Annotated in this window: 17 protein-coding genes; 6 read left to right on the top strand and 11 right to left on the bottom strand. The window is 57.9% G+C overall.

The window, feature by feature from the left end; all coding sequences use genetic code 11:
• Window positions 1-93: 93 nt before the first annotated feature.
• From BLR31_RS15420 to BLR31_RS15390, 7 genes are all read right to left on the bottom strand, one after another.
• The gene (locus tag BLR31_RS15420) at window positions 94-648 is read right to left on the bottom strand and encodes a c-type cytochrome (protein ID WP_176762700.1); all 555 of its coding nucleotides are present in this window, start codon (window positions 646-648) and stop codon (window positions 94-96) included.
• 593 nt (window positions 649-1241) lie between these two features.
• The gene (locus BLR31_RS15415) at window positions 1242-2093 is read right to left on the bottom strand and encodes an ABC transporter permease (protein ID WP_090597594.1); all 852 of its coding nucleotides are present in this window, start codon (window positions 2091-2093) and stop codon (window positions 1242-1244) included.
• Entirely contained in the window at window positions 2093-3064 is a 972-nt protein-coding gene (locus BLR31_RS15410; RefSeq protein WP_244505089.1) for an ABC transporter permease, read from the bottom strand. Before BLR31_RS15410 ends, BLR31_RS15415 begins: the two co-directional genes overlap by 1 nt.
• Window positions 3065-3135: 71 nt before the next feature.
• Window positions 3136-4758, bottom strand: a complete 1623-nt coding sequence (locus BLR31_RS15405; RefSeq protein WP_090597593.1) for an ABC transporter substrate-binding protein — start codon at window positions 4756-4758, stop codon at window positions 3136-3138.
• A 60-nt stretch (window positions 4759-4818) separates the two neighbouring features.
• Window positions 4819-5814 (bottom strand): ABC transporter ATP-binding protein, encoded by a 996-nt coding sequence (locus BLR31_RS15400; protein WP_090597592.1) that lies wholly within the window; start codon window positions 5812-5814, stop codon window positions 4819-4821.
• Window positions 5807-6778, bottom strand: a complete 972-nt coding sequence (locus BLR31_RS15395) for an ABC transporter ATP-binding protein (protein ID WP_090597591.1) — start codon at window positions 6776-6778, stop codon at window positions 5807-5809. Before BLR31_RS15395 ends, BLR31_RS15400 begins: the two co-directional genes overlap by 8 nt.
• Before the next feature lie 36 nt (window positions 6779-6814).
• Window positions 6815-7207, bottom strand: coding sequence for a VOC family protein (locus BLR31_RS15390; protein ID WP_176762699.1), 393 nt, complete (start codon window positions 7205-7207; stop codon window positions 6815-6817).
• An 89-nt stretch (window positions 7208-7296) separates the two neighbouring features.
• On the opposite strand from BLR31_RS15390, the gene BLR31_RS15385 reads away from it, so the two are divergent.
• Entirely contained in the window at window positions 7297-7953 is a 657-nt protein-coding gene (locus tag BLR31_RS15385) for a GntR family transcriptional regulator (protein ID WP_143009406.1), read from the top strand.
• A 165-nt stretch (window positions 7954-8118) separates the two neighbouring features.
• On the opposite strand, the gene BLR31_RS15380 is transcribed toward BLR31_RS15385, so the two are convergent.
• The 4 genes from BLR31_RS15380 to BLR31_RS15365 all read right to left on the bottom strand — a co-directional run bounded on the left by BLR31_RS15380 (window position 8119) and on the right by BLR31_RS15365 (window position 12814).
• Window positions 8119-8370 carry a hypothetical protein gene (locus BLR31_RS15380; protein ID WP_090597588.1) on the bottom strand — a complete coding sequence of 84 codons (252 nt, stop codon included), beginning with the start codon at window positions 8368-8370 and terminating at the stop codon, window positions 8119-8121.
• 165 nt (window positions 8371-8535) lie between these two features.
• Window positions 8536-9597, bottom strand: a complete 1062-nt coding sequence (locus BLR31_RS15375; protein ID WP_090597587.1) for an ABC transporter ATP-binding protein — start codon at window positions 9595-9597, stop codon at window positions 8536-8538.
• An 8-nt stretch (window positions 9598-9605) separates the two neighbouring features.
• Window positions 9606-11792, bottom strand: coding sequence for an ABC transporter permease (locus BLR31_RS15370; protein WP_210183941.1), 2187 nt, complete (start codon window positions 11790-11792; stop codon window positions 9606-9608).
• Complete coding sequence (locus BLR31_RS15365; RefSeq protein WP_090597586.1) at window positions 11789-12814, bottom strand: ABC transporter substrate-binding protein; 1026 nt, start codon at window positions 12812-12814, stop codon at window positions 11789-11791. The genes BLR31_RS15370 and BLR31_RS15365 overlap by 4 nt, the downstream gene beginning before the upstream one ends.
• 464 nt (window positions 12815-13278) lie before the next feature.
• On the opposite strand from BLR31_RS15365, the gene BLR31_RS15360 reads away from it, so the two are divergent.
• From BLR31_RS15360 to BLR31_RS15340, 5 genes are all read left to right on the top strand, one after another.
• The gene (locus tag BLR31_RS15360) at window positions 13279-15102 is read left to right on the top strand and encodes an ABC transporter permease (protein ID WP_090597585.1); all 1824 of its coding nucleotides are present in this window, start codon (window positions 13279-13281) and stop codon (window positions 15100-15102) included.
• Between the two features lie 3 nt (window positions 15103-15105).
• Complete coding sequence (locus tag BLR31_RS15355; protein ID WP_090597584.1) at window positions 15106-16272, top strand: ABC transporter ATP-binding protein; 1167 nt, start codon at window positions 15106-15108, stop codon at window positions 16270-16272.
• A gap of 35 nt (window positions 16273-16307) precedes the next feature.
• Window positions 16308-17462 carry an ABC transporter substrate-binding protein gene (locus BLR31_RS15350; RefSeq protein WP_090597583.1) on the top strand — a complete coding sequence of 385 codons (1155 nt, stop codon included), beginning with the start codon at window positions 16308-16310 and terminating at the stop codon, window positions 17460-17462.
• 198 nt (window positions 17463-17660) lie between these two features.
• Window positions 17661-18722 carry an ABC transporter substrate-binding protein gene (locus BLR31_RS15345; protein WP_244505093.1) on the top strand — a complete coding sequence of 354 codons (1062 nt, stop codon included), beginning with the start codon at window positions 17661-17663 and terminating at the stop codon, window positions 18720-18722.
• 117 nt (window positions 18723-18839) lie between these two features.
• Window positions 18840-19976: an ABC transporter substrate-binding protein gene (locus BLR31_RS15340; RefSeq protein ID WP_090597581.1), complete on the top strand. Its 1137-nt coding sequence runs from the start codon at window positions 18840-18842 to the stop codon at window positions 19974-19976.
• Window positions 19977-20036 lie beyond the last annotated feature (60 nt).

Here is a 20036-nt window from a genome sequence, read left to right as displayed (position 1 = left end):
TTTTTCCTCCACTTAATTAAATAATACGTCCGATGAATTTTAGCTGCTGGTCACCGGACGTTGGTGTGCGTATCTCCTCCACGCCGCTAATGATCAATGTCCATCATTGAACGGCTCAGCTTCAGATTCTTCCACAGGAGCGCTCGCTTCTGGGGCGACGTCTGCCGAAGGCTCTGGCGCTGCATAATCTTCTGGCTGGGTTGCGAACGTGATATCATTGAGGTCGGCAACGGTCGGCGGGAGTTCTGTCTCGCCCGCCGGTGCGCCATGTACTTCTAAAATGAAGGCCATGATGTCGACGTATTCGCGGGTGCGCAGTCTGCCAGGGCTTTCCGGCGGCATGGCAGCGATCATATAGTCTATCATTGCAGCGACTGGCGTATCAGCTTTTGCGTCGAGAGTGCTCCCGGCTAGCGGTGGACCAGCGGGCCCGCCGCCAGCCTGCGAACCATGGCAGCTCGAGCAGTTCTCGGTAAACAGAGACTGTCCGCGGTCGGCCTGCTCTGCTGTGTACACGCCGTCCCAGATCGTTGCTGGGCCTTCGGTGAGCGCAACGTCTTGCGCCAGGGTTGCGGAGGCGGCAACGAAGGTGGAAATCAACCCTGCGGAGAGCAGTGCAACCGTTTTACGTTCGATAGAATAAGGCAACTTAGTCCTTCCCAAAATCAGCCGTTTTCGACTGCGTACATTGCAGCCATTCGGCACTGGTAATTTTCTGCAATTGTCGAGCGGAATAAACCGGCCCGTGGACACCTTATCGGCAAAAAGCGCTTGATGAAGACATCTTCTAGGGGGCCCTCCCAAACCCCGCTTCTTGCCCGAATCCCGGCTATGAGGCCGATTTTGACATTAAATTGATACTCCGAGAAAACATCAACGAGCGTCAACTAAGACCAAAGTCTTATTGTCGTTTTAGATATCGGGAACATTGATTTTCTTGGAATCATAGCTTGCGCAGCACGCGCGAAGCTCTTCCGGCTCGGCCATACGAAACTGCTTGCGTAAGTACGCGAGCCACCTGGCGATGCGTCCAACGGCCTGCAATCGCGCGGTTGCCCTTCGATAACGTTTACGGTCATTGGACCCATACCTTCAATAGTCGCCTCCATGGTGTAACAGCGCTGGAGTTGGCGGGAACGACCTTTGAGATGCCCTCGACGGGGCGGGTCCAAACTGGATTTGGCGTCATTGCGAAACGAGCAGGATCGTTCATAGGGTCGATTTCTTTCGATGACTTAGAACTAGGTTCGAAGCCGAGGGTTGAGGGCATCGTTGAGGCCGTCACCCACGAGATTGAGACCTAGCGTGGTTATGAAAATCGCAACGCCTGGGAATGCCGCCATCCACCAGGCGCGGTTGAAATACTCCTGGGCTGCGTTGAGCATCATGCCCCAGCTCATGACGTTGGGATCGCCCAGCCCCAGAAAGCTCAGGCTCGTTTCGAGCAATATGGCGCCGGAAATCTGCAGGCTTGCGTTGACGATGACGGGCGGCAGCGCATTGGGCAGGATTTCGCGCGTGATCAAATCGAAATCGGTCATGCCGAGCGACCGGCCCGCCTCGATGAACTCGCGCTGCTTGAGAGCCAGAAACTCGGCCCGCAGCAGCCGTGCTGTCGATGGCCAGGTCAGGATGCCGATGACGAATATCACATTCCAGATGCTCGAGCCGAACAGGGCGATTATGATGATGGCGAGGAAAAACTGCGGCACCATCTGAAACAGCTCGGTGATGCGCATCAGGATGTTGTCGACCGAACCACCGTAATAGCCGGAGATGGCGCCGACCAGAATCCCGATGACACTGGAGGTCAGAACGGCGCAGAAGCCCACGAGGAGCGAGGTTTGCGCGCCATAAAGGATATTGCTGAAGACGTCGCTACCCAGGCTATCGGTGCCAAGAAAATGGTTGCCTGACGGAGGCTGGAAGGACAGTCCCATATCCAGTCGGCCATAGGGAGCCAGAACGCTGGCAAATACCGCGGCTAGGACAACGATGACGACAGCTACGAGGCCGACGACCGAGGAGGTGCGGCGGGAAAACAGCCGCCAAAGATCGCCTGTCTTGCGCAGTCGTAGAGCAAGAGTGTTCATCACGAATACCGAATTCTGGGGTCAAGCAGGGCGTAAAGCAGATCGGTGATCAGATTGCCGATGATGACGAGCGCGCACATGAAGATGAACATGCCCATCAGAAGCGGGTAATCGCGCGTGCCGATCGCATCAAAGGTCAACCGGCCAAGGCCGGGCCATGCAAAAACCGTTTCAGTTAGGACCGCGCCTGCGATCAGCGACCTGAATTCGAGCCCGATCACCGTGACGACAGGCAAGAGACCGTTGCGAAGGGCGTGGCGAACGAGAACTGCACCTTCGGTCAACCCTTTGGCGCGGGCGACCTTGACGTAGTCCTGCCCCAATACCTCGATCATGCTGGCGCGGGTCAGGCGCTGAATGAGGGCGAGGTTGAGAAGGGTCATGGCGGTTACGGGCAGAACCATGTGGTAGGCAACGTCGACCACGTGCTCCCAGCCGGTATAACCGGCGCGGAAATTGACCATGCCCTGTATCGGAAACCAGTGGAGATAATAGCCAGCGGTCAGAATGAGCATCTGGCCGAGCCAAAATACAGGAATGGCGAAGGTCGCCAGTGAGAAGATTGTGATGGCGTTGTCGAGTGAGGAGCCGGGCTTGCGCGCTGAAAGAACCCCGAGCCACACCCCGATCAGGATCGAAAGCACGAGTTGCGACACCATCAGGAGCAGGGTAGCTGGTAAGCGATCCAGAATGAGATCGATGACCGGCGCGTTGGAGACGAAAGAATGGCCCAGATCGCCGGTCAGAACCTGAAGGACATAGCGGTAGAGCTGGACGTAGACGGGCTGATCGAGCCCCATATCGGCCATGAGACGCGCGACGACGACAGGATCCGCCCCCATCTCGCCGATGATGTAATCGACCGGATTGCCGGGGGCGAGGCGCACCAGAACGAAAATGAGAACGATGGCGCCAACAAGAAGCGGCGTTGCGTAGGCAATACGCTTGAGCAGAAATAAACCCAGGGACATCTCGCGACTTCCTGACAATAGGGGCGGTCGGGATGGGCCGGGGCTTTGTCGCCCCAGCCCGGATCGTCTGGCTATTGCTTCCAGCCTACATAGTCGAAAGGACCATAGGCGGACGGATCGCCAGGCAGACCCACGAGATCTTCATCGAAGGCCACCGGATACTGACGGTCCCAGAGCCACATGTGCGGAGCATCTGCAGTGAGAATTTCGACGGCGTCGGCATAGAGTTCGACGCGGCGCTCGTGGTCGACCTCCTGGGCCGCTTCAAAGAAGACGGCGTCGAGTTCTTCATTACAGTAGCCCGAGGCATTGCGGCCACCATTGGGGTCGATGGTTTCGCAAGTGTAGATGCCCTGTACGCCGATTGCGGGATCGGGGCCGGTCGCCCAGGTGCCCATCTGGATATCGAAATCCCATCGGCGGTAGACGGCCTCCCGCCAGGCGCCGGATTCCATGGGTGAGACCACGAGATTGACGCCGATACGGGCCCACTGAGCGCGGATCAATGCCGCCGTATTGGTCATCGGCCCTTCTTTTTGGTCGTAGCTCAGGCGAACCGAAAATCTCGTGCCATCTGCGCCACGGGGGAAGCCCGCCTCGTCCAGCATCTGTTCGGCCAGGTCGGGGTCGTAGTCATAAAACGTCCCGGCAGGGGTATAAAACTGGCTCTGAGCCGAAGAGATCGGGCCAGTGGCCACCGTGCCCAGACCGAACGCGGCCTTTTCGAGCAGCTCATCGCGGTTGACGCCATGATATAGCGCCTGCCGGACTTCTGGAATGTTGAAAGGCTCGTTGCGAGTGTTAAAGAAGGCCATGTATTCGCCAGCGATGGTGCGCAGGTGAATGGTTGCCGCAATCCCTTCAATGCCCGACAGGCGCTCATATTCGGACAGCGACATCGAATAATAGGGAATGAAGTCGGCATCGCCACGTTCAAGGGCCAGTCCGCGCGCCGCCTCGTTGGGGATGACCTGAAAGATCAGGCGGTCGAGATAGGGGCGGCCATCGAAGTGATAGTCGGGATTGCTGACAAGTTCGATATGGCTGCCTGCGCGCCATTCCTTGAACATGAAGGGGCCGGTGCCGATCGGGTGCTGATTGGCAGGGTTCTGGCGTGGATCGCTGCCATTGTCGAATAGATGGCGCGGCAGGATTGTCGCGCTGTTGGGATAGGCAAGGCCCGCCAGAAGCGGCGGATAGGGATAGGCGAGGTTGAACACGACAGTGAGATCGTCGGTCGCTTCGATGGATTCGACAGCGGCCAGCAAACCGGCAGACGCCCCGTTGTATTCACGGTTGACGTTCCAGAGCCCCCAGGCGACATCATCGGCCGTGAACGGCTCGCCGTCGTGCCAGGTGACGCCTTCGAAAAGCGTGAAAGTGTAGGTGAGGCCATCTTCTGAGACATCCCAGGTTTCGGCCATATAGGGCTGAACGGCACCATCTGCATCGAGCCGCACGAGAGTTCCATAGATCTGCCCGACGATATTGCTCGACGCTGTGTCGGTCGAAAGGGCAGAGTTGAGGCCCTGGGGATCGCCGGGCAGAACCACAACGAGTGTTCCCCCATCCTGAACGGCAGCATCATCTTGCGCCCAGACCGATGAGCCAACGGCAAGAGGCGCGGTGGCTAGGACAAAACTGGTGGCAAGGCGGGCAAGCCAGCCCCAGCGTCTTTTCTCTATATACGACATTTCAATTCCCTCTCTTTGATTTCCCTCATGGCTTGTACGGAGCGTACAATCTCGGTTTTCTCAGACGACCCGGGCTCCCGACCCTGGATCGTTCGGAAAGTGGCAGGCGACCCAATGTTTGGGTTCGCGTTCGACAAAATCGGGCACCTCGCGTGTGCAGCGATCCTGCTTTGCGCGGCATCGTGTGTGAAACGGACATCCCGATGGCGGATTCCGGGGCGAGGGCACATCGCCACCCAGAATTTGCCGCTCGGATTGGCGCGTGGCGCGCGGAACGGCTTGCAGCAGCGCTTCGGTGTAGTGATGTAAAGGGCGATCATAGAGCACGTCGACGGGCGCCAATTCGACGAGCCGGCCGAGATACATGACGCCGATGCGATCGCTGATATGCCTGATCACGCCCAGATCGTGGGAGATAAACACGTAGGTCAGCGAAAGCTGATGCTGAAGCTTGACCAGAAGGTTCAGCACCTGAGCCTGGATGGATACATCGAGCGCAGACACTGCCTCGTCGGCAACTACGAGCTCGGGGTTGAGGGCGAGCGCACGTGCGATGCCGATGCGTTGGCGCTGGCCGCCAGAAAACTGATGCGGGAACCGATCGGCGTGTTCGGGACGCAGTCCCACTGTCTCGAGCAGACTTGCGACGCGCTCTTGGCGTTCCTGCTCGTTATAGAGTTTGTGGACGCGAAAGGCGTCGGCGATGATCTGACCGATCCGTCGGCGCGGATTGAGGGACGAATAAGGGTCCTGGAAGATGAACTGCATGCGCTTGCGCAGTCGGCGCATATTGGGCGCATCTTGCTTGAGAACATCGATGCCATCGAAAGTGACGTTACCGCTGGTTGGCTCGGTCAGGCGCACGATGCAGCGTGCGAAGGTGCTTTTTCCGCATCCCGATTCACCAACGAGCCCGAGCGTTTCGCCGCGATAGATGGTGATATCCACGCCATCGACGGCCTTGACCACGCCAGCCTTGGATCCGGGGCGTCCAAAATGCTTTTTGAGGCCGGTGATTTGGAGCAGAGGAAGGGGCTGTTTGGGCTGATCAATCATGGAGCCAGCACCTTGCGCTATGGCCGTCGCGGTGAAGCTTGAGCAAGGGTTCGCTCACGCGGCATTTGTCAAAGACATGGGGACAGCGATCCTGAAAAGCGCATCCCACGGGGAGGGCGTCGAGACTAGGCACTGCGCCGGGAATGGCTGGCAGCATCCTCGATTCAGGTCGTGGTTGGTCGATCTGAGGGACCGAGGCCATCAAACCTTGCGTGTATGGATGAAGCGGGTCGGCGAACAATTCCTCCACCCCGGCATATTCGACCACCTGGCCCGCATACATGACCGCGACCCGCTGGGCGGTCTCAGCGACGACACCCAGGTCATGGGTGATGAGAAGCATCGCTGTGCCTGTCTCGGCCTGCATGTCGACCATCAGCTTGAGGATCTGCGCCTGTATGGTCACATCGAGCGCGGTGGTGGGTTCGTCAGCGACAATAAGCTTGGGGTTGCAGGCAAGGCCCATGGCGATCATCACGCGCTGGCGCATGCCGCCACTCAATTCGTGGGGATATTCGCGGGCCCGGCGCTCTGGATCGGCAATGCGAACCTTGCGCAGCATCTCGATGGCAAAATCGAGGGCCTGTCGTTTCGAATATCCCCTGTGCAGGCGAACCACTTCGGCAATCTGGTCGCCGACCCTTATGACGGGGTTGAGGGAGGTCATGGGCTCCTGGAAGATCATGGCAATTTTGTTGCCGCGAATAGCGCGCATGCGCGCCTCGGGCAGTTTTGCCAGATCTTCGCCATCGAGAAGGATTTCACCCTTTTCAATGCCGCCCGGGGATTGAACCAGTCGCATCATTGCCTGAGCCATGACGCTTTTTCCAGAACCGGATTCCCCGACGATGCCGAGGGTTTCCCCGGCAGCAATTTCCAGATCAATTCCACGCACTGCTTTGACCACAGTGGCGCCGCGAAAGTAGGTGTGCAGATTTTTAACCTGCAATATCCACTCGCCCATGCCCGTCCCCTGCTTCGGGTTGTGACCGTCGCCCGCTTAGGAGGCGACCTCTTGGTTGCCCGGGATCTCACCACGCACGGTATCGCTGAACTGCAGACGCCAGCCATCGGGGTCGCGCATGTGGGCATTCTTGCGGCCGGTATCGGAGGCCTTCGGCTTGGTCATCGGCAAGCCCTTTGCTTTGAAGTCGTCATAGGTGCTGTCTATGTCCTGGCAGCGATACGAGATGTGATTGATGCCGGGGTTTTCTTCGCCGACAACCGTATGAATTTCGATGATGGGCTGGTTGTCACCGGGCAGTTGCAATTCCGCGGAACGTCCGTGGTGATCGGTCCAGCGCAGGAGCTTGAATCCCATTTTCTCGTAGAACGCTACGTATTCCTCGACATCGCGGACGATGATCTCGATGTGGTCAATTCCGACTATCACGGTTATATTCCTCTAAAATTGATAATGGCCGATTGTCGACAATCGACACGGTATAGGTCATACTGGTGTTGTCAAGGAGGAAAATTCCGTTGAGCGAACTCGCACTCAGACGCAATCCATCTCTGGTCACGATGATCTTCGAACGGCTGGAGACGATGATCCTGTCGGGACAGCTCCAGTCGGGCGAGCCGATCAATGAGCGCGCTCTGAGCCAGCAGTTCGAGGTGAGCCGCGCCCCAATTCGGGAAGCCTGTAGGCGTCTCGAGCAGGCTGGGCTGGTAACGATCATTGAGAATCGTGGCGTATTCGTGCGTGAAATTTCAAAGCAGGCGGCTCACGAAACCTATGAAATTGCTCATCTTCTGTCGATTGAAGCGGCCAAGAAGGCGACAGAAAATGTGACCGATGACGACCTGGCGCGCTTGCGGACGCTTGCTCTACGGATCGAGGCCGATGCGAGCGATAACGATCTGGCGAGTTACTACACCAACAACGATAATTTCCACGTCGAACTCGTGCGCCTGGGAGGAAACAGTAAGAGCGCCGAAGTCTATCGCGCGCTCAACAATGAGCTCACCCTATATCGCCAGCGCGGATTGCGCAGACTGCCGGACTTTGAGCGTTCGCTGGCTGCGCACCGCCGTATTCTGGAGGCATTGGAAAAGCGCGATCGCGACGCCTATGTCGCAGCGCTCGAAGCGCACAGCTCGAATATGACCGACAGGTTGCTCAATCTCGGCGTTTAGGCGTTTGCGTGGATTGTTGATCGTTACGGCCAGCTCGGCGGATCTTGACGGATAATGCTGTGCCTCGACCTTGTCGCCCGCCGTATGAAACCTCGCCACTTGCCACGCGGGGATCAAATTACGCGCCGGCGGTCCAACACGCATTGCCGTCTCACCAGAACCAGCTCAGCTTGAAAGGCGGGCGCCTAAATGCGTGCCGTTTCTCCAAACCAACTCATACTCTTTCCGGTACTCTCCAATGCAAAGCGTAAAAGAGGGAGGGACGACCGCCTTGGCCGACACTGTAATCATCAAGCCGACGGTCGAGGTGTTCTCGATGAACGCCTCGACGCTTTCCGCACCGACGACGATGATTGCCGGGCCTCGCAGCACCGGCAGCTCACGAAATCCCGTTCGTCTTTCGATCAGTGTGTCCATGGAGAATAATTAGCAGCTTGGCGGTTAAGGCCGCCAAAAGCCATTTCATAAAATGGCAGGGATCGGATGAACAAAACGTGTCACCCGCGGCCCGCGGGCATAAGAGTTCTCTGTCGGGGGCCGATCGGAGAGACGCTGTGTTTTAGCCCTCGGGAAGTTGGGCTTTCATTGAGCCGAGACCCGCGCCGAGGGCAGCTCGCTCTCGTTTACGAGCAGAGTGTAGCCGCCAACTGGCAAGCTAACCCCGACCTCGTCGCCGGCTTGGAACGCTACATCGGTGATCGGAGCAGAAACGAGAAGCGCTCCAAAAACCGTCTCGATCCGATATTCTCGGCGAGAGCCAAGATAAGACGCATGCGTGATCTTCCCTCCGGCACCCGATTTCTCCAATATGACGCGTTCGGGACGGATCGAGATGGTTGCGGGGCGGTCGGGTCCGGGCATATCGAGCGGCAAGGTTAAACCCTCCGCCCGAAACCGACCATTGTCTACGTGGCCCTCGATGAGGTTGGCGTCGCCGATAAAGTCGGCCACAAATCGTGAGCTTGGTCGGTCGTAGAGCGCGCTCGGTGTGCCGATTTGAGCAATTTTGCCATTGCTCATAACGATGATGCGGTCCGAGACTGCTAGAGCCTCTTCTTGATCATGGGTGACATAAACGGCGGTGAGATTGAACCGGCGTTGCAGATCGCGGATTTCCTCACGCACCCTGCGGCGAAGTTTTGCATCGACATTGGAGAGTGGTTCGTCAAACAAGAGCACGTCGGGTTGTTGCACGATGGCGCGAGCGACGGCGACGCGCTGCTGCTGGCCGCCGGAGAGTTCGGAGGGCAGGCGTGTGCTGAGCCCTTCTAAACCTAACATGGTCAGGATTTCATGGCCGCGCTCGATCGCTAGCTTCTTATCACCACCTCGGATCGTTGGACCGTAGGCCACGTTTTCGATGACGCTCATATGTGGAAAGAGCGCGTAGGACTGAAACACCATGCCAACGTTTCGGTCCGCCGCTGCCCGTGTCGAGACATCTTGCCCGGCAATACGGACCGTGCCCGCACTTGGGAGCTCGAGGCCTGCGATTAGCCTCAGAGACGTTGTCTTGCCGCAGCCGGAGGGACCAAGAAAGGTGACCAACTCGCCGCGCTGAATCGAAAAGCTGATGGTATCAACGGCGGTGACCGAGCCGTAACGCTTAACGACATCGACAAATTCAATGGCAGAAGCGCTCATGAGGCGTCCTATCGTAGGGTTTGCAAATCGGTGCGCCTGCCGAGTTGGCGCTTTCCGATAAAGAGCTGAATGAGCGCAATACATGCGATCATGATGACCATGAGCACCGCGGAATAGGCGATGGCGAGTGCATACTCACCATTTTCGACGCGGCCCATTATGTATGCCGTCGCCATGTTGTGGCGAGCACTGACGAGAAAAATGACCGCTGAGACCGCTGTCATGGCTGTGACGAACGCATAGACCATCGATGTGAAGATGGCGGGACGGATGAGCGGCAACACCACGGTGCGCAGTGTCAAAAATCCATTGGCACCCATTGTCTGGCTGGCTTCTTCCATGGAGCGGTCGATCTGGGAGAGGGCAGCGAGGCCGGCCCGCATACCCACCGGCATATTTCTAAACATAAAGCAGATGACCAGGATGGTCATGGTACCGGTGATGTCGACCGGGGGCACATTGAAGGCGGCGACATAAGCCACCCCGACAACGGTGCCGGGAATGGCAAAGCTGAGCATCGTGCCAAACTCAAAACTGCCTTTTCCGGCAAAGTCCTGCCGGGAAATGAGCCAAGCAGTCAGGATGCCAATTGCCGTGGTCAACGGAGCCGCAATGGCCGAAACCAAAAGAGTGGTCTGGAGTGAATCCCACGCAGAACCGTAAAACTGAAGGCCATTCTCGCCGATTTCGAATGAAAAGGCGGTGGCCAGATGACGTAATGTGGGGGTGAGGTCCCAACGCCCCACGTCGTTGACGATGCCGCCAATCAGCACGATGGCATAGACGCCCAGAGTAAAAATGACCCATGGCATGACTGCTGCGTAGGCGGCGGCTTTAAGGGGGCCCGGAAGGGGCGCCGAGAGCCCGGCGTCGGATTTTCCGGTAATGGTCACATAAGATTTTCGGCCCAGCCAGCGCGTCTGGAGCCAGAACGCGCCAAGTGTAAGGCTCAAAAGGATAATCGAGAGAACTGCGGCGTTTCCCAGATCGTAACGCGCGCCGACAACAGCAAAAAATATCCTGATAGAGAGCACATCATAGCCTCCGCCCAAGACGATGGGGTTGCCGAAATCGGCTAGACTTTCGATGAAGGCGAGAAGGAACGCGGCGGCAATGCCTGGGCGCAGCAGGGGCCAAGTCACTGTGCGGAAGGTGTCGAGCGGTTTGGCGCCGAGGGTTTTGGACGCTTCCTCCAGTGTTGGGTTGATCGCTTCGATCGTGCCGAGCAGAACCAGGAACGTAATGGGCGCAAAGGCCAGAACCTGCGCCAATAGGATGCCTGGCAACCCATAGACCCAGCGGGTGCGCGGCATATCGAACAAAAATTCCAGCCAGCCAGTGACAACGCCGGTGCGGCCGAACAAAACGATAATCGCGACGCCCACGACAAATGGCGGGGTGATGATAGGTAGGATCGAGATGGCGCGCAGCGCGCCCTTGAAACGAAAATTGGTGCGCGCGACCAGCAGGGCCAGAGCCAAACCCAATAGGGTGGATAGGACGCCCGAGAGGATACCCAGTATCAAAGTGTTGATAACGACGCCGCATCGGGGCTGGCCATAAAGGCATCCCAGGCCCCAGAGATCGGGGGCGATCAGCCTTGTGATGAACACGCCGGGCTGAAAGACGCCCTCGGGGGTAAAAAGCGCCGTACTGCCCAGACGCAGAATTGGAAATAAGACAAACAACGTCAACAGCGCGACGACAAAGACAACGGCATTGGCGGCAAAGCGTTCGCCCCGGCAAAATCCGCGTGCTGCCAATGCGTCGGCGAGAATTCCCGTGATCGCAACTGCAAAAACGAACCCGCCTGGCCCCAGGCCCGGCTGGCCAAGCGCTGCGGCGGGAAAGGCCTGTCCGATGGCACCAAGAATTGGACCGTTCAGGCCGATACCGAAGGCTTGCATCAAGAACAATAGTGCGGCAGCACCCGCGATCCAGGGCACCGCAACATGGGCCTGCCAACGCTGACCCGATTTTACCCGAAGACCAGCAAATGCCAGCATGGCCAACACGGGTGGCAATAGCCAGTAACGCTGGGCACTGATTTCGGTGAGCGCTGAGCCCAAGATAGAGGACCCCGCCCCGGTATCGGGCGGGGTCAGTTTGTACCATGGTGCAATCAGCACGGCGGCCAGCCCCAATAGGAGCCAGAGGCCGCCTAGCCGATTAAGACCTGCAATGATGCGGCTCACCGCGCGCCGATCTCACTATCCCATCTGGCCAGCAAGCGAGCGCGTTCGTCTGAGGAGCCGTAGAGTGCAAAATCATAGTCGATCAACTCGATTTCATCGAGATTGGGCGATTCTGGCGGCGTTTGGGCATTCACGTTCGAGGGGACTTGGAACGAATTTGCCTGCGCGCCAAGCTCTTGAGCTTCGGGCGTGAGCACCCAATCATAAAAGATGCGGGCGTTTTCCGGATTGGGGCCGCCTTCGATAAGGCTCATCGAGCCGACTTCGTAGCCTGTTCCTTCACAGGGGGCGACTGTTTGGATAGGCGAGCCCTGAACAGCCTGGGCGACGGCATCGTGCATGAAAACGATACCGATCGAAGATTCGCCTGTGCCTGCGGCACGAATGGGTGCCGAACCCGAGCTCGTATACTGTGAGATATTGTCATCGAGCGCAGCGAGATATTCAAAGGCTTCGTCTTCACCCATGATTTGGACAAGGGTTGCCAAAAGCGTATAGGCGGTGCCCGATGAATTGGGGTTAGCGACCTGGATTTCGTCGCGATATGCCTCGTTTAGGAGATCGGCCCAACATTTGGGTGCGTCTGGGCTCGCAGGATCGATAAGATCTGCGTTGTAACCAAAGCCGAGTGCGCCTGCATATACACCGACAGTGCGGTAATCTGCTGTTTCTGCTTGGCGGACGGCCCAGTCCTGGAGCTCTTCAAGCATGGGTGACTGGTAAACCGAGGTCAGCCCTTCCTGAGCGGCTTGAAGGTGGGGATCGCCAGTGCCGCCCCACCAAACGTCACCGCGCGGCTGGCCCTCTTCGGCTTTGAGCTGAGCGTAGGTTTCGCCCGAGGACTTGCGGGTCATCAAAACGTTGATGCCGGTCTCACGCTGGAAGCTCTCCGAGAGAAGGCGGCAGATGCCTTCATCGGCAGCGCAATAGAAAACGAGTTCACCCGACTGGGCGTTAGCGGCACCAGCACCGCCAAAAAGCGATGCGGCGGCGAGGCCAGAAATGGCCAATGTACGGATCATGATGTCTCTCCCTTTGGGACCGGTATTGTTTCCGGTTTAGTGACCGTCTGTATCAGCGGTGTGACGAGCTTAGCATTTATGCACGGCTGTGCAAGCCGCTCGTTTTTGCCCTATAAGGCGGGCCGCAGCCTGAGTGCACACCCGTGCAATCTTGTTCATATTCCTTTGCATTATCAGCACAAAATTTGAAGTCATTGAGAGCGCTATGGCTTTGCACGAGCGGAAGCCATCTGCTGATGCATTTTTGCACAGCTGTGCAAAAATTTCTTGACATGTCTATTGCCGTCTATAGCCTGCGGTGTTGGAGGAGGGCCGGCCTGTCCGGCCCGGACGATCGGAAAGATGCTGTGCCGGGCGTTGCGTCGGGCGGCATTGGGAGGAGCGATGAGACCTGAGGCAGCACCTTTCGGGGTGGGCTTTTCGCGTATCGCCAATGCGCGATATTGCATCTGGCGGACCGTGCCATGAGTGCGCTGTCTGGTCAGGAGCGCCGTGCCGGGCGCGCGAGCAAGTTCCGCTACAACTCGCAAGTCGCATTGCGCGACCCGACAACGCTGATCGGGATATTGGCTGCGCTTTTGTTTGGCTATCTCATCATCGTTCCGATCATCTCGCTTTTGGTCGATGCTGGGCGGGTGCAGTTTGGCGACGAGCGCCGTATCGGCGGCGAGCCGGGGGCCTTTACACTTTACTATATCAACCGGGCGTTGTTTTCGCCGGTGGCCCAGAGTCTATTTTGGACGCCGCTGACAAATACCCTTGCTGTGGCGTTTGGGGCGATATCGATTTCACTCGCCATCGGCGGCCCGCTTGCCTGGCTCGTGAGCCGAACCGATATGTTTGCGCGCCGCTGGTTTGCGACCGCGCTAATTGTGCCGTTTATGTTGCCGGCCTGGACCTTCGCGCTTGCTTGGGCGACGCTTTTCAAAAACCGCTCCGTAGGCGGGCAATTGGGATGGTTTGAGGCTTTGGGGCTGACACCGCCTGATTGGTTGGCCTACGGCCAAGTGCCGATCACCATCATTTTGGCGCTCAACTACATTCCATTCTTTATCTTGCTGTTCGGCAACGCTCTGCGGAGGTTTGACAGCCAGTTGGAGGATTCCGCGCGGATGCTGGGGGCCAACACGCCCACCGTTGCGCTCAAAATCATCGGGCCTTTGATGTTGCCTGCGCTAATGAGTGCAATCATTTTGGCCTTCGCCAAAGCCATCGGTGAGTTCGGCGTTCCCTATGTGCTTGGGCTGCCGGTCAACTACGATTTGCTAGCGACCGGACTTTATCGTTCGATTTCCTCACGTCAGACCGGAGTGGCAGCAGTGCTCGCCACGGCGATCTTGTTGATCGGCGCAATTGCGCTGCTTGTTGACGCAAGGCTCGTGCGCGAAGCACGCAAGTTTGTGACGGTCGGCGGAAAAGGGGCGATGGCGCGGCGTAGCGCGCTGGGGCCGATGCGCATTCCGGCCACAGCGTTTGCTGCGTTGATTTTTGTTGTGTCTGTCGGCCTGCCGCTGCTGACGCTGGTGCTGTCCACGATCATGCGCGTGCCGGCTAATTTCGCGTTCTCAAATTTCACGCTCGATTATTGGATCGGAACCAATCTCGATACTGTTGCCCTGCGCACCGGAATACTTTTGGCCCCGGCCCTCTGGAGCGCTGCGTTCAACACGCTTTGGATCGTGGGCACGGCTTCGATATGCTCGGGTATATTGGGCTTATTGGTTGGCTATGTGGTGGTGCGGACCCCTGTATGGCCTTTGGCCGGCTTTTTGCGCCACGTAACGTTCTTTCCCTACATGGTCCCGGGCATTGCCTTTGCTGCGGCCTATCTATCGCTGTTCGCCGTTCAGCGTGGACCCATACCAGCACTTTACGGCACGGTGGCAATCTTGATGCTCGCCCTGATCGCCGACCAAATGCCCTATGCTTCTCGGGCGGGCATTTCGGCAATGATGCAATTGGGCAAGGATCCAGAGGAGGCCGCCCAGGTTGCCGGCGCGGGGTGGTTGCGGCGCATGATTTGGGTGGTCATTCCCATCCAGAAGGGCGCACTGATGACCGGGGTGCTACTGCCGTTCATATCGGGGATCAAGGGGCTGAGCCTATTTGTAATCCTGGCGGTACCCGCGACCGACGTTTTGACCACCTATTCGCTTCGGCTGGTGGACTACAATTACACCCAGGCAGCGAATGCCGTGGTGCTGATCATCGCCGGCATCGCCTACTTCGGGACAGTTCTGGCCCAAAAACTCACCAAGACCAATCTGGCCGACGGACTAGGGAGCTGAACCATGCCTACAATCAGGCTCAAGGATGCAGAAAAGCGTTATGGAGGGACGGCGGTAAAGGCCGTTTCCAATCTCAATCTCGAAATAGGTGATGGCGAATTCATGTGCCTGCTCGGCCCCTCCGGGTGCGGCAAGACGACGACGTTGCGCATGATTTCTGGGCTCGAGCATCTATCGCAAGGTCAGATAACGATTGGCGACCGGGTGGTTGACTGCGTTTCGTCGGGGACCTTCGTCACGGCCGAAAAGCGCGGCATGGGCTTGGTCTTCCAGAGCTATGCGCTCTGGCCGCACATGACGATCGAGCGCAACACCGATTTTGGGCTCAGGCTGCGCAAGGTGCCAAAAGCCGAGCGCGAGGCCCGTGTTGAGAAGGTAATGAAGACGCTCGGTATCGCGCAATACCGCGACCGCTATCCTAGCCAGCTTTCCGGAGGACAGCAGCAGCGCGTAGCGTTAGCGCGAATGCTTGCGGTCAACCCGGACGTGCTTTTGCTCGACGAACCGCTGAGTAACCTTGACGCGCGCCTTCGACTGGAAATGCGGGCGGAGCTCAAACGCCTCCATGAGGCTTTCAAGACAACAATTGTTTTTGTTACCCACGACCAGTGGGAAGCTATGACACTGGCCACGTCGATCGCTGTTATGAGCGATGGGGAGCTCCAGCAGGTTGGCACGCCCAACGACATCTACGAGCGACCCGCAAACCGGTTCGTAGCTGAATTTGTGGGTAGCCCGCCGATCAACATTATCGAGATGACGGACCAAAGTTCCGGACCGCTCGCCGGATTGGCACGGGCGTATTTTTCAAAATTCTATCCTCAGCTCAAATCGATCGGTTCAGTTGGCATGCGCCCTGAGGCCATTGGCTTTGTACGCGACGCAGGGGCGGTACCGGAAGGATCGCTGTCGGGACGCGCCTCGGTCACCGGCGTTTTGCCCACGGGAGGGTCTTGGATCATCGAATTGGTGGCAGAGGGGAGCAAGCTATTTTTGACAACGCATCAACCGCCTGCCGTTTCTGATGGCGCGGAGGGTTTGTTTCATGTCCCGCCCGAGGCGCTTCACGTCTTTGACGACAAGGGCGATCGGGACTGGGTAGCAGATATCGCGCTTTCGAAAGGCGGTGAGGGGAGGCCTGAGATGGTCGCGAAAAAGGCTATGGCGTAACACCACTAAAAACAGTGTTTGGAGGAGAGAAAACGATGACAACGACAGTGACGAAACGACTGCAAAGGTTTGCGGGCAGTGCCAGTCTGGCGGTGATCGCCATTAGCCTCGGAGCGCCATCAGCAATGGCCCAGAACGCCTGGGATGCTGAAGGGTTTGACCTCGACGCTTTGATTGCGGCGGCACAAGCTGAGCCAGCTATCACCGTTTACGACAGCACCGGAAAGATCGTCGAGATCGCCGAGGCGTTTTCCGCCGCGTACGGGGTGGAGGCGACCGGGGTCAAGGTGTCGACGGGCGCCCAGATCGACCAGGTGATGCGGGAGGGCCAGTCGGGCAATGTCGTGGGCGATGTGGTTGTTGTCCAGGACGTCCCGCCGGGCATGGCGCAGCTCGTACCGATGGGTCTGTTTGAAAGCTGGGTGCCACCCGATCTGGCGGAATTCATTCCCGAGGGCATGCAGGACCCGGTGATTATCGTTTCGAGCCCGAACGTTTGGACCTACAACACCGAGACTTATGAAAGCTGCCCGGTTGCAAATATCTGGGAGCTGACCGAGCCTGAATGGAACCGCAAGATTGCCATGCAGGACCCTCTGGGCAAGCCGACCTATACAGATTGGTTCAACCAGATGGAGACCCATTTCGACGATGCGGTCGCCGCCGCATATGAGTCCTATTACGGCGCCCCGTTGGAAACAGACGAGGCGTCTGCAACCAAGGCTTGGGTCAAAGCGCTTGCAGCCAATTCGCCGCTTTTGACGGACTCCGATTCCACGGCCGGTGATGCGGTGGGTGCGCGAGGGCAGGACGAACCTTTCATGGGAATGATGGCCACTGCAAAGTTCCGTGATAACGCGCCCGATGGTCTGGCGCTGGGGTTATGCGATGGCTTGGAGCCATTCTCAGGGTGGATGTATCCGGGGATCGGCATGATTGCGACGGGGACAGACAGTCCAAATGCATCCCGGCTGTTTATTCGCTATCTCCTGACCGAAGAGGGCATCGCGCCTCAAAGCGTCGACGGCAAGATCTCATCGAATTCTCAAGTCCCCGCGCATTCCGACGAGCCATCGGGGGTCGGCGAGCATATGGAGGAGATGATGCCTTACAACACGGCCACGGCGATCGAGGATTTCGATACGCGGCAGGATTGGCAGGACTTCTGGCGGCTCAATTATGATCGCTGAGGTATTGCACTGGGCGTGATGATCGCCGGCGTTTAGCCAAGACCAGTCATCCCGGATTTAATACCGGGATGACGACGACAAGTTTCCCTACGCAGTGTGTCAACTCAAACGGCCATGATCCTAAAAGGAGCATGGCAGGAGGTACGTGTGAGCTCATCGTTGAAATCTATCCTTTTGGGGTCCGCAGTGATCCTAGTGATGTCAGGGGCACCCTTTAGCCAAGAGACGTTCGATCTCGATGCATTGATCGCCGCGGCACAATCTGAACCACCAATTACGGTCTATGCGGTGACGGGCAAGATTGTCGACACAGCACAGGCGTTTACTGAGACCTATGGCATTCAAGCGGAGGGTCGCAAGGTCAACGAGGCCGATCAGGTCGAGCTGCTCATTCGTGAGAGCCAGGCGGGCAATATTGTCGGGGACGTCTCGGTGGCGGCCGACGTGGCGGCGGTTGCCGCCCAATTGCTCCCCAACGCAATCGTGGAAAGCTGGGTGCCTGAAGATCTCGCGGGCAAGATTGCGCCTGAGTGGTCCGATCCCTTGGTGCTGGTCAACGATCCGCATGTTTTTGCCTACAATACTGAGGTCTTTGACACGTGCCCTGTGAGCAATATCTGGGAATTGACCGAGCCAGAACATGCGCGAAAGCTCGCCATGCTCGATCCGCTAATTAAACCCAATTACGCCGACTGGTTCAACCAGATGGAGACACATTACGATGCGGAAATGGCCGCCGCATATGAGGCCCATTTTGGGATCCCGCTGGAGACCGAAGAACGCAGTGCGACGGCGGCTTGGGTGCGGGCGTATGCCGAAAATCAGCCGCTTTTAGGTGACTCCACGTCTGTCGCCGAAGCGATCGGTGCACCCGGCCAAACCGAGCCCTTTTTTGGCCTGACCTCGGTTGCCAAGTTTCGCGATAACAAAACAGGTGGATTTAAGCTTGGGCTGTGCACCGGCATGGAGCCGTTTATCGGTTGGCTCTACCCCGGGCCCGGGCTGATCGCTGCGGGTACAGATAGTCCAAATGCAGCACGGTTATTCATCCACTACCTTCTCACTGCCGAGGGCATAGCCCCCCAAACGATCGATGGCAAGATCTCGACCAATTCTGACATCCCGATCCCGTCCGACGAGCCATCTGGCATAGCCGATCACCTTGATGATGTGATGGCATTTTCGATGGCGACGGCCCAAGCCGATTTCGATGCCCGGCAGGACTGGCAGGATTTTTGGCGCATTCATTACAGCCGCTAGACCATCATTGAGCCTGCGCAGGGCGGTCCGCCGCCGTGCGCCCATCAGAGAGCCTGTGCAAGGGCCGCGTGGGTAACAGTCGTCTGGCAACTGGGTTGCCATTGAGGAGACAAGGTGATGACTACCACTATCAAGACGAACGTCACGCGCCCGATCGCAGGCGCTTTATTTGTGGTGCTTGTAGGAGGCATCTCGCTTCCAGCAAGCGCCCAAGATAATTTCGACCTCGACGCGCTGATTGAAGCGGCTCGTGGAGAAGCGCCAATCACCATCTATGACAGCACCGGCAAGATCGTCGACATGGCCGAGGCGTTTTCGGCGCATTACGGCATCGAGGTGACCGGGGTCAAAGTTTCGGCAACGGCGCAGTTCGAGCAGATCACCCGCGAAGCGCAGGCCGGAAACGTTCAGGGCGACGTCGCGCTGATTACCGATACGCCAGCCGCGGTTGCCCAGCTCATGCCACAAGGCTACGTGGAAAGCTGGCTGCCACCGGATATGGAAGACAAAATCCCCTCTCAGTTCCAGAGCCCGCTCGCGATAACCACCAATGCCAATGTGTTTGCGTACAATACCGAGGCGCATGAAACATGCCCGGTCACCAATATTTGGCAGTTAACTGATCCCGAATGGGAGGGTCGGTTTGCAATGGTGGACCCCTTAACGAAGGGAACCTATTCGGACTGGTTTAATCAGATGGAGACCTATGCCGACGATCAAGTGGCCCAAGCCTATGAGGATCATTATGGCGTCTCGCTTGAAACCGACCAGCCAAGCGCGACGGCGGCCTGGGTTGTGGCGCTCGCCGAGAGCGCGCCCTTGATCACAGACGGCGATGACGCTGTTTCTGAAGCGGTAGGGGTGAGGGGGCAGGACAATCCGTTCGTTGGGCTGATGAGTTCAGCCAAGTTTCGGGATAACGATGATTTAGGCTATGCGCTGGGGCTATGTACAGAGCTCAGGCCATGGGTTGGATGGAGCTACACTAAGCTCGGTTTGATCGCTTCGGGCACTGACAGTCCGAACCTAGCGCGGCTGTTTATCCATTACACGCTGACTGAAGAGGGCATCATGCCCCAGATGGTGGATGGCAAGATCCCCACCAATACCGACATTTCGATGCCGGCTGACGAGCCGTCGGGGATCATGGACGTTGCCGATCGGGTGTTTGGTTACGACGCTGCAACGGCGCTTGAAGACTGGGATGCGCGCCAGGACTGGCAGGACCTCTGGCGCGTCAACTTCAGTCGGTAGTACGGGCCACATCACAACGTGATGGCGGCATCGGTCGCCATCGTTTCGGGCAAGGACCAA

This window comes from Pelagibacterium luteolum (genome assembly GCF_900100665.1).
In the GTDB taxonomy this organism is placed as follows: Bacteria; Pseudomonadota; Alphaproteobacteria; order Rhizobiales; family Devosiaceae; genus Pelagibacterium; species Pelagibacterium luteolum.
The sequence above is the reverse complement of the archived record's forward strand: the minus strand, read 5'-3'. Positions and strand labels throughout refer to the sequence as shown.

What these genes read in the sequence shown, in the direction of transcription:
- BLR31_RS15415 (WP_090597594.1), bottom strand. Translation starts at nt 2,093, where the DNA reads ATGAACACTCTTGCTCTACGACTGCGCAAGACAGGCGATCTTTGGCGG.
- BLR31_RS15410 (WP_244505089.1), bottom strand. Translation starts at nt 3,064, where the DNA reads ATGTCCCTGGGTTTATTTCTGCTCAAGCGTATTGCCTACGCAACGCCG.
- BLR31_RS15405 (WP_090597593.1), bottom strand. Translation starts at nt 4,758, where the DNA reads ATGTCGTATATAGAGAAAAGACGCTGGGGCTGGCTTGCCCGCCTTGCC.
- BLR31_RS15400 (WP_090597592.1), bottom strand. Translation starts at nt 5,814, where the DNA reads ATGATTGATCAGCCCAAACAGCCCCTTCCTCTGCTCCAAATCACCGGC.
- BLR31_RS15395 (WP_090597591.1), bottom strand. Translation starts at nt 6,778, where the DNA reads ATGGGCGAGTGGATATTGCAGGTTAAAAATCTGCACACCTACTTTCGC.
- BLR31_RS15380 (WP_090597588.1), bottom strand. Translation starts at nt 8,370, where the DNA reads ATGGACACACTGATCGAAAGACGAACGGGATTTCGTGAGCTGCCGGTG.
- BLR31_RS15375 (WP_090597587.1), bottom strand. Translation starts at nt 9,597, where the DNA reads ATGAGCGCTTCTGCCATTGAATTTGTCGATGTCGTTAAGCGTTACGGC.
- BLR31_RS15365 (WP_090597586.1), bottom strand. Translation starts at nt 12,814, where the DNA reads ATGATCCGTACATTGGCCATTTCTGGCCTCGCCGCCGCATCGCTTTTT.
- BLR31_RS15360 (WP_090597585.1), top strand. Translation starts at nt 13,279, where the DNA reads ATGAGTGCGCTGTCTGGTCAGGAGCGCCGTGCCGGGCGCGCGAGCAAG.
- BLR31_RS15355 (WP_090597584.1), top strand. Translation starts at nt 15,106, where the DNA reads ATGCCTACAATCAGGCTCAAGGATGCAGAAAAGCGTTATGGAGGGACG.
- BLR31_RS15350 (WP_090597583.1), top strand. Translation starts at nt 16,308, where the DNA reads ATGACAACGACAGTGACGAAACGACTGCAAAGGTTTGCGGGCAGTGCC.
- BLR31_RS15345 (WP_244505093.1), top strand. Translation starts at nt 17,661, where the DNA reads ATGTCAGGGGCACCCTTTAGCCAAGAGACGTTCGATCTCGATGCATTG.
- BLR31_RS15340 (WP_090597581.1), top strand. Translation starts at nt 18,840, where the DNA reads ATGACTACCACTATCAAGACGAACGTCACGCGCCCGATCGCAGGCGCT.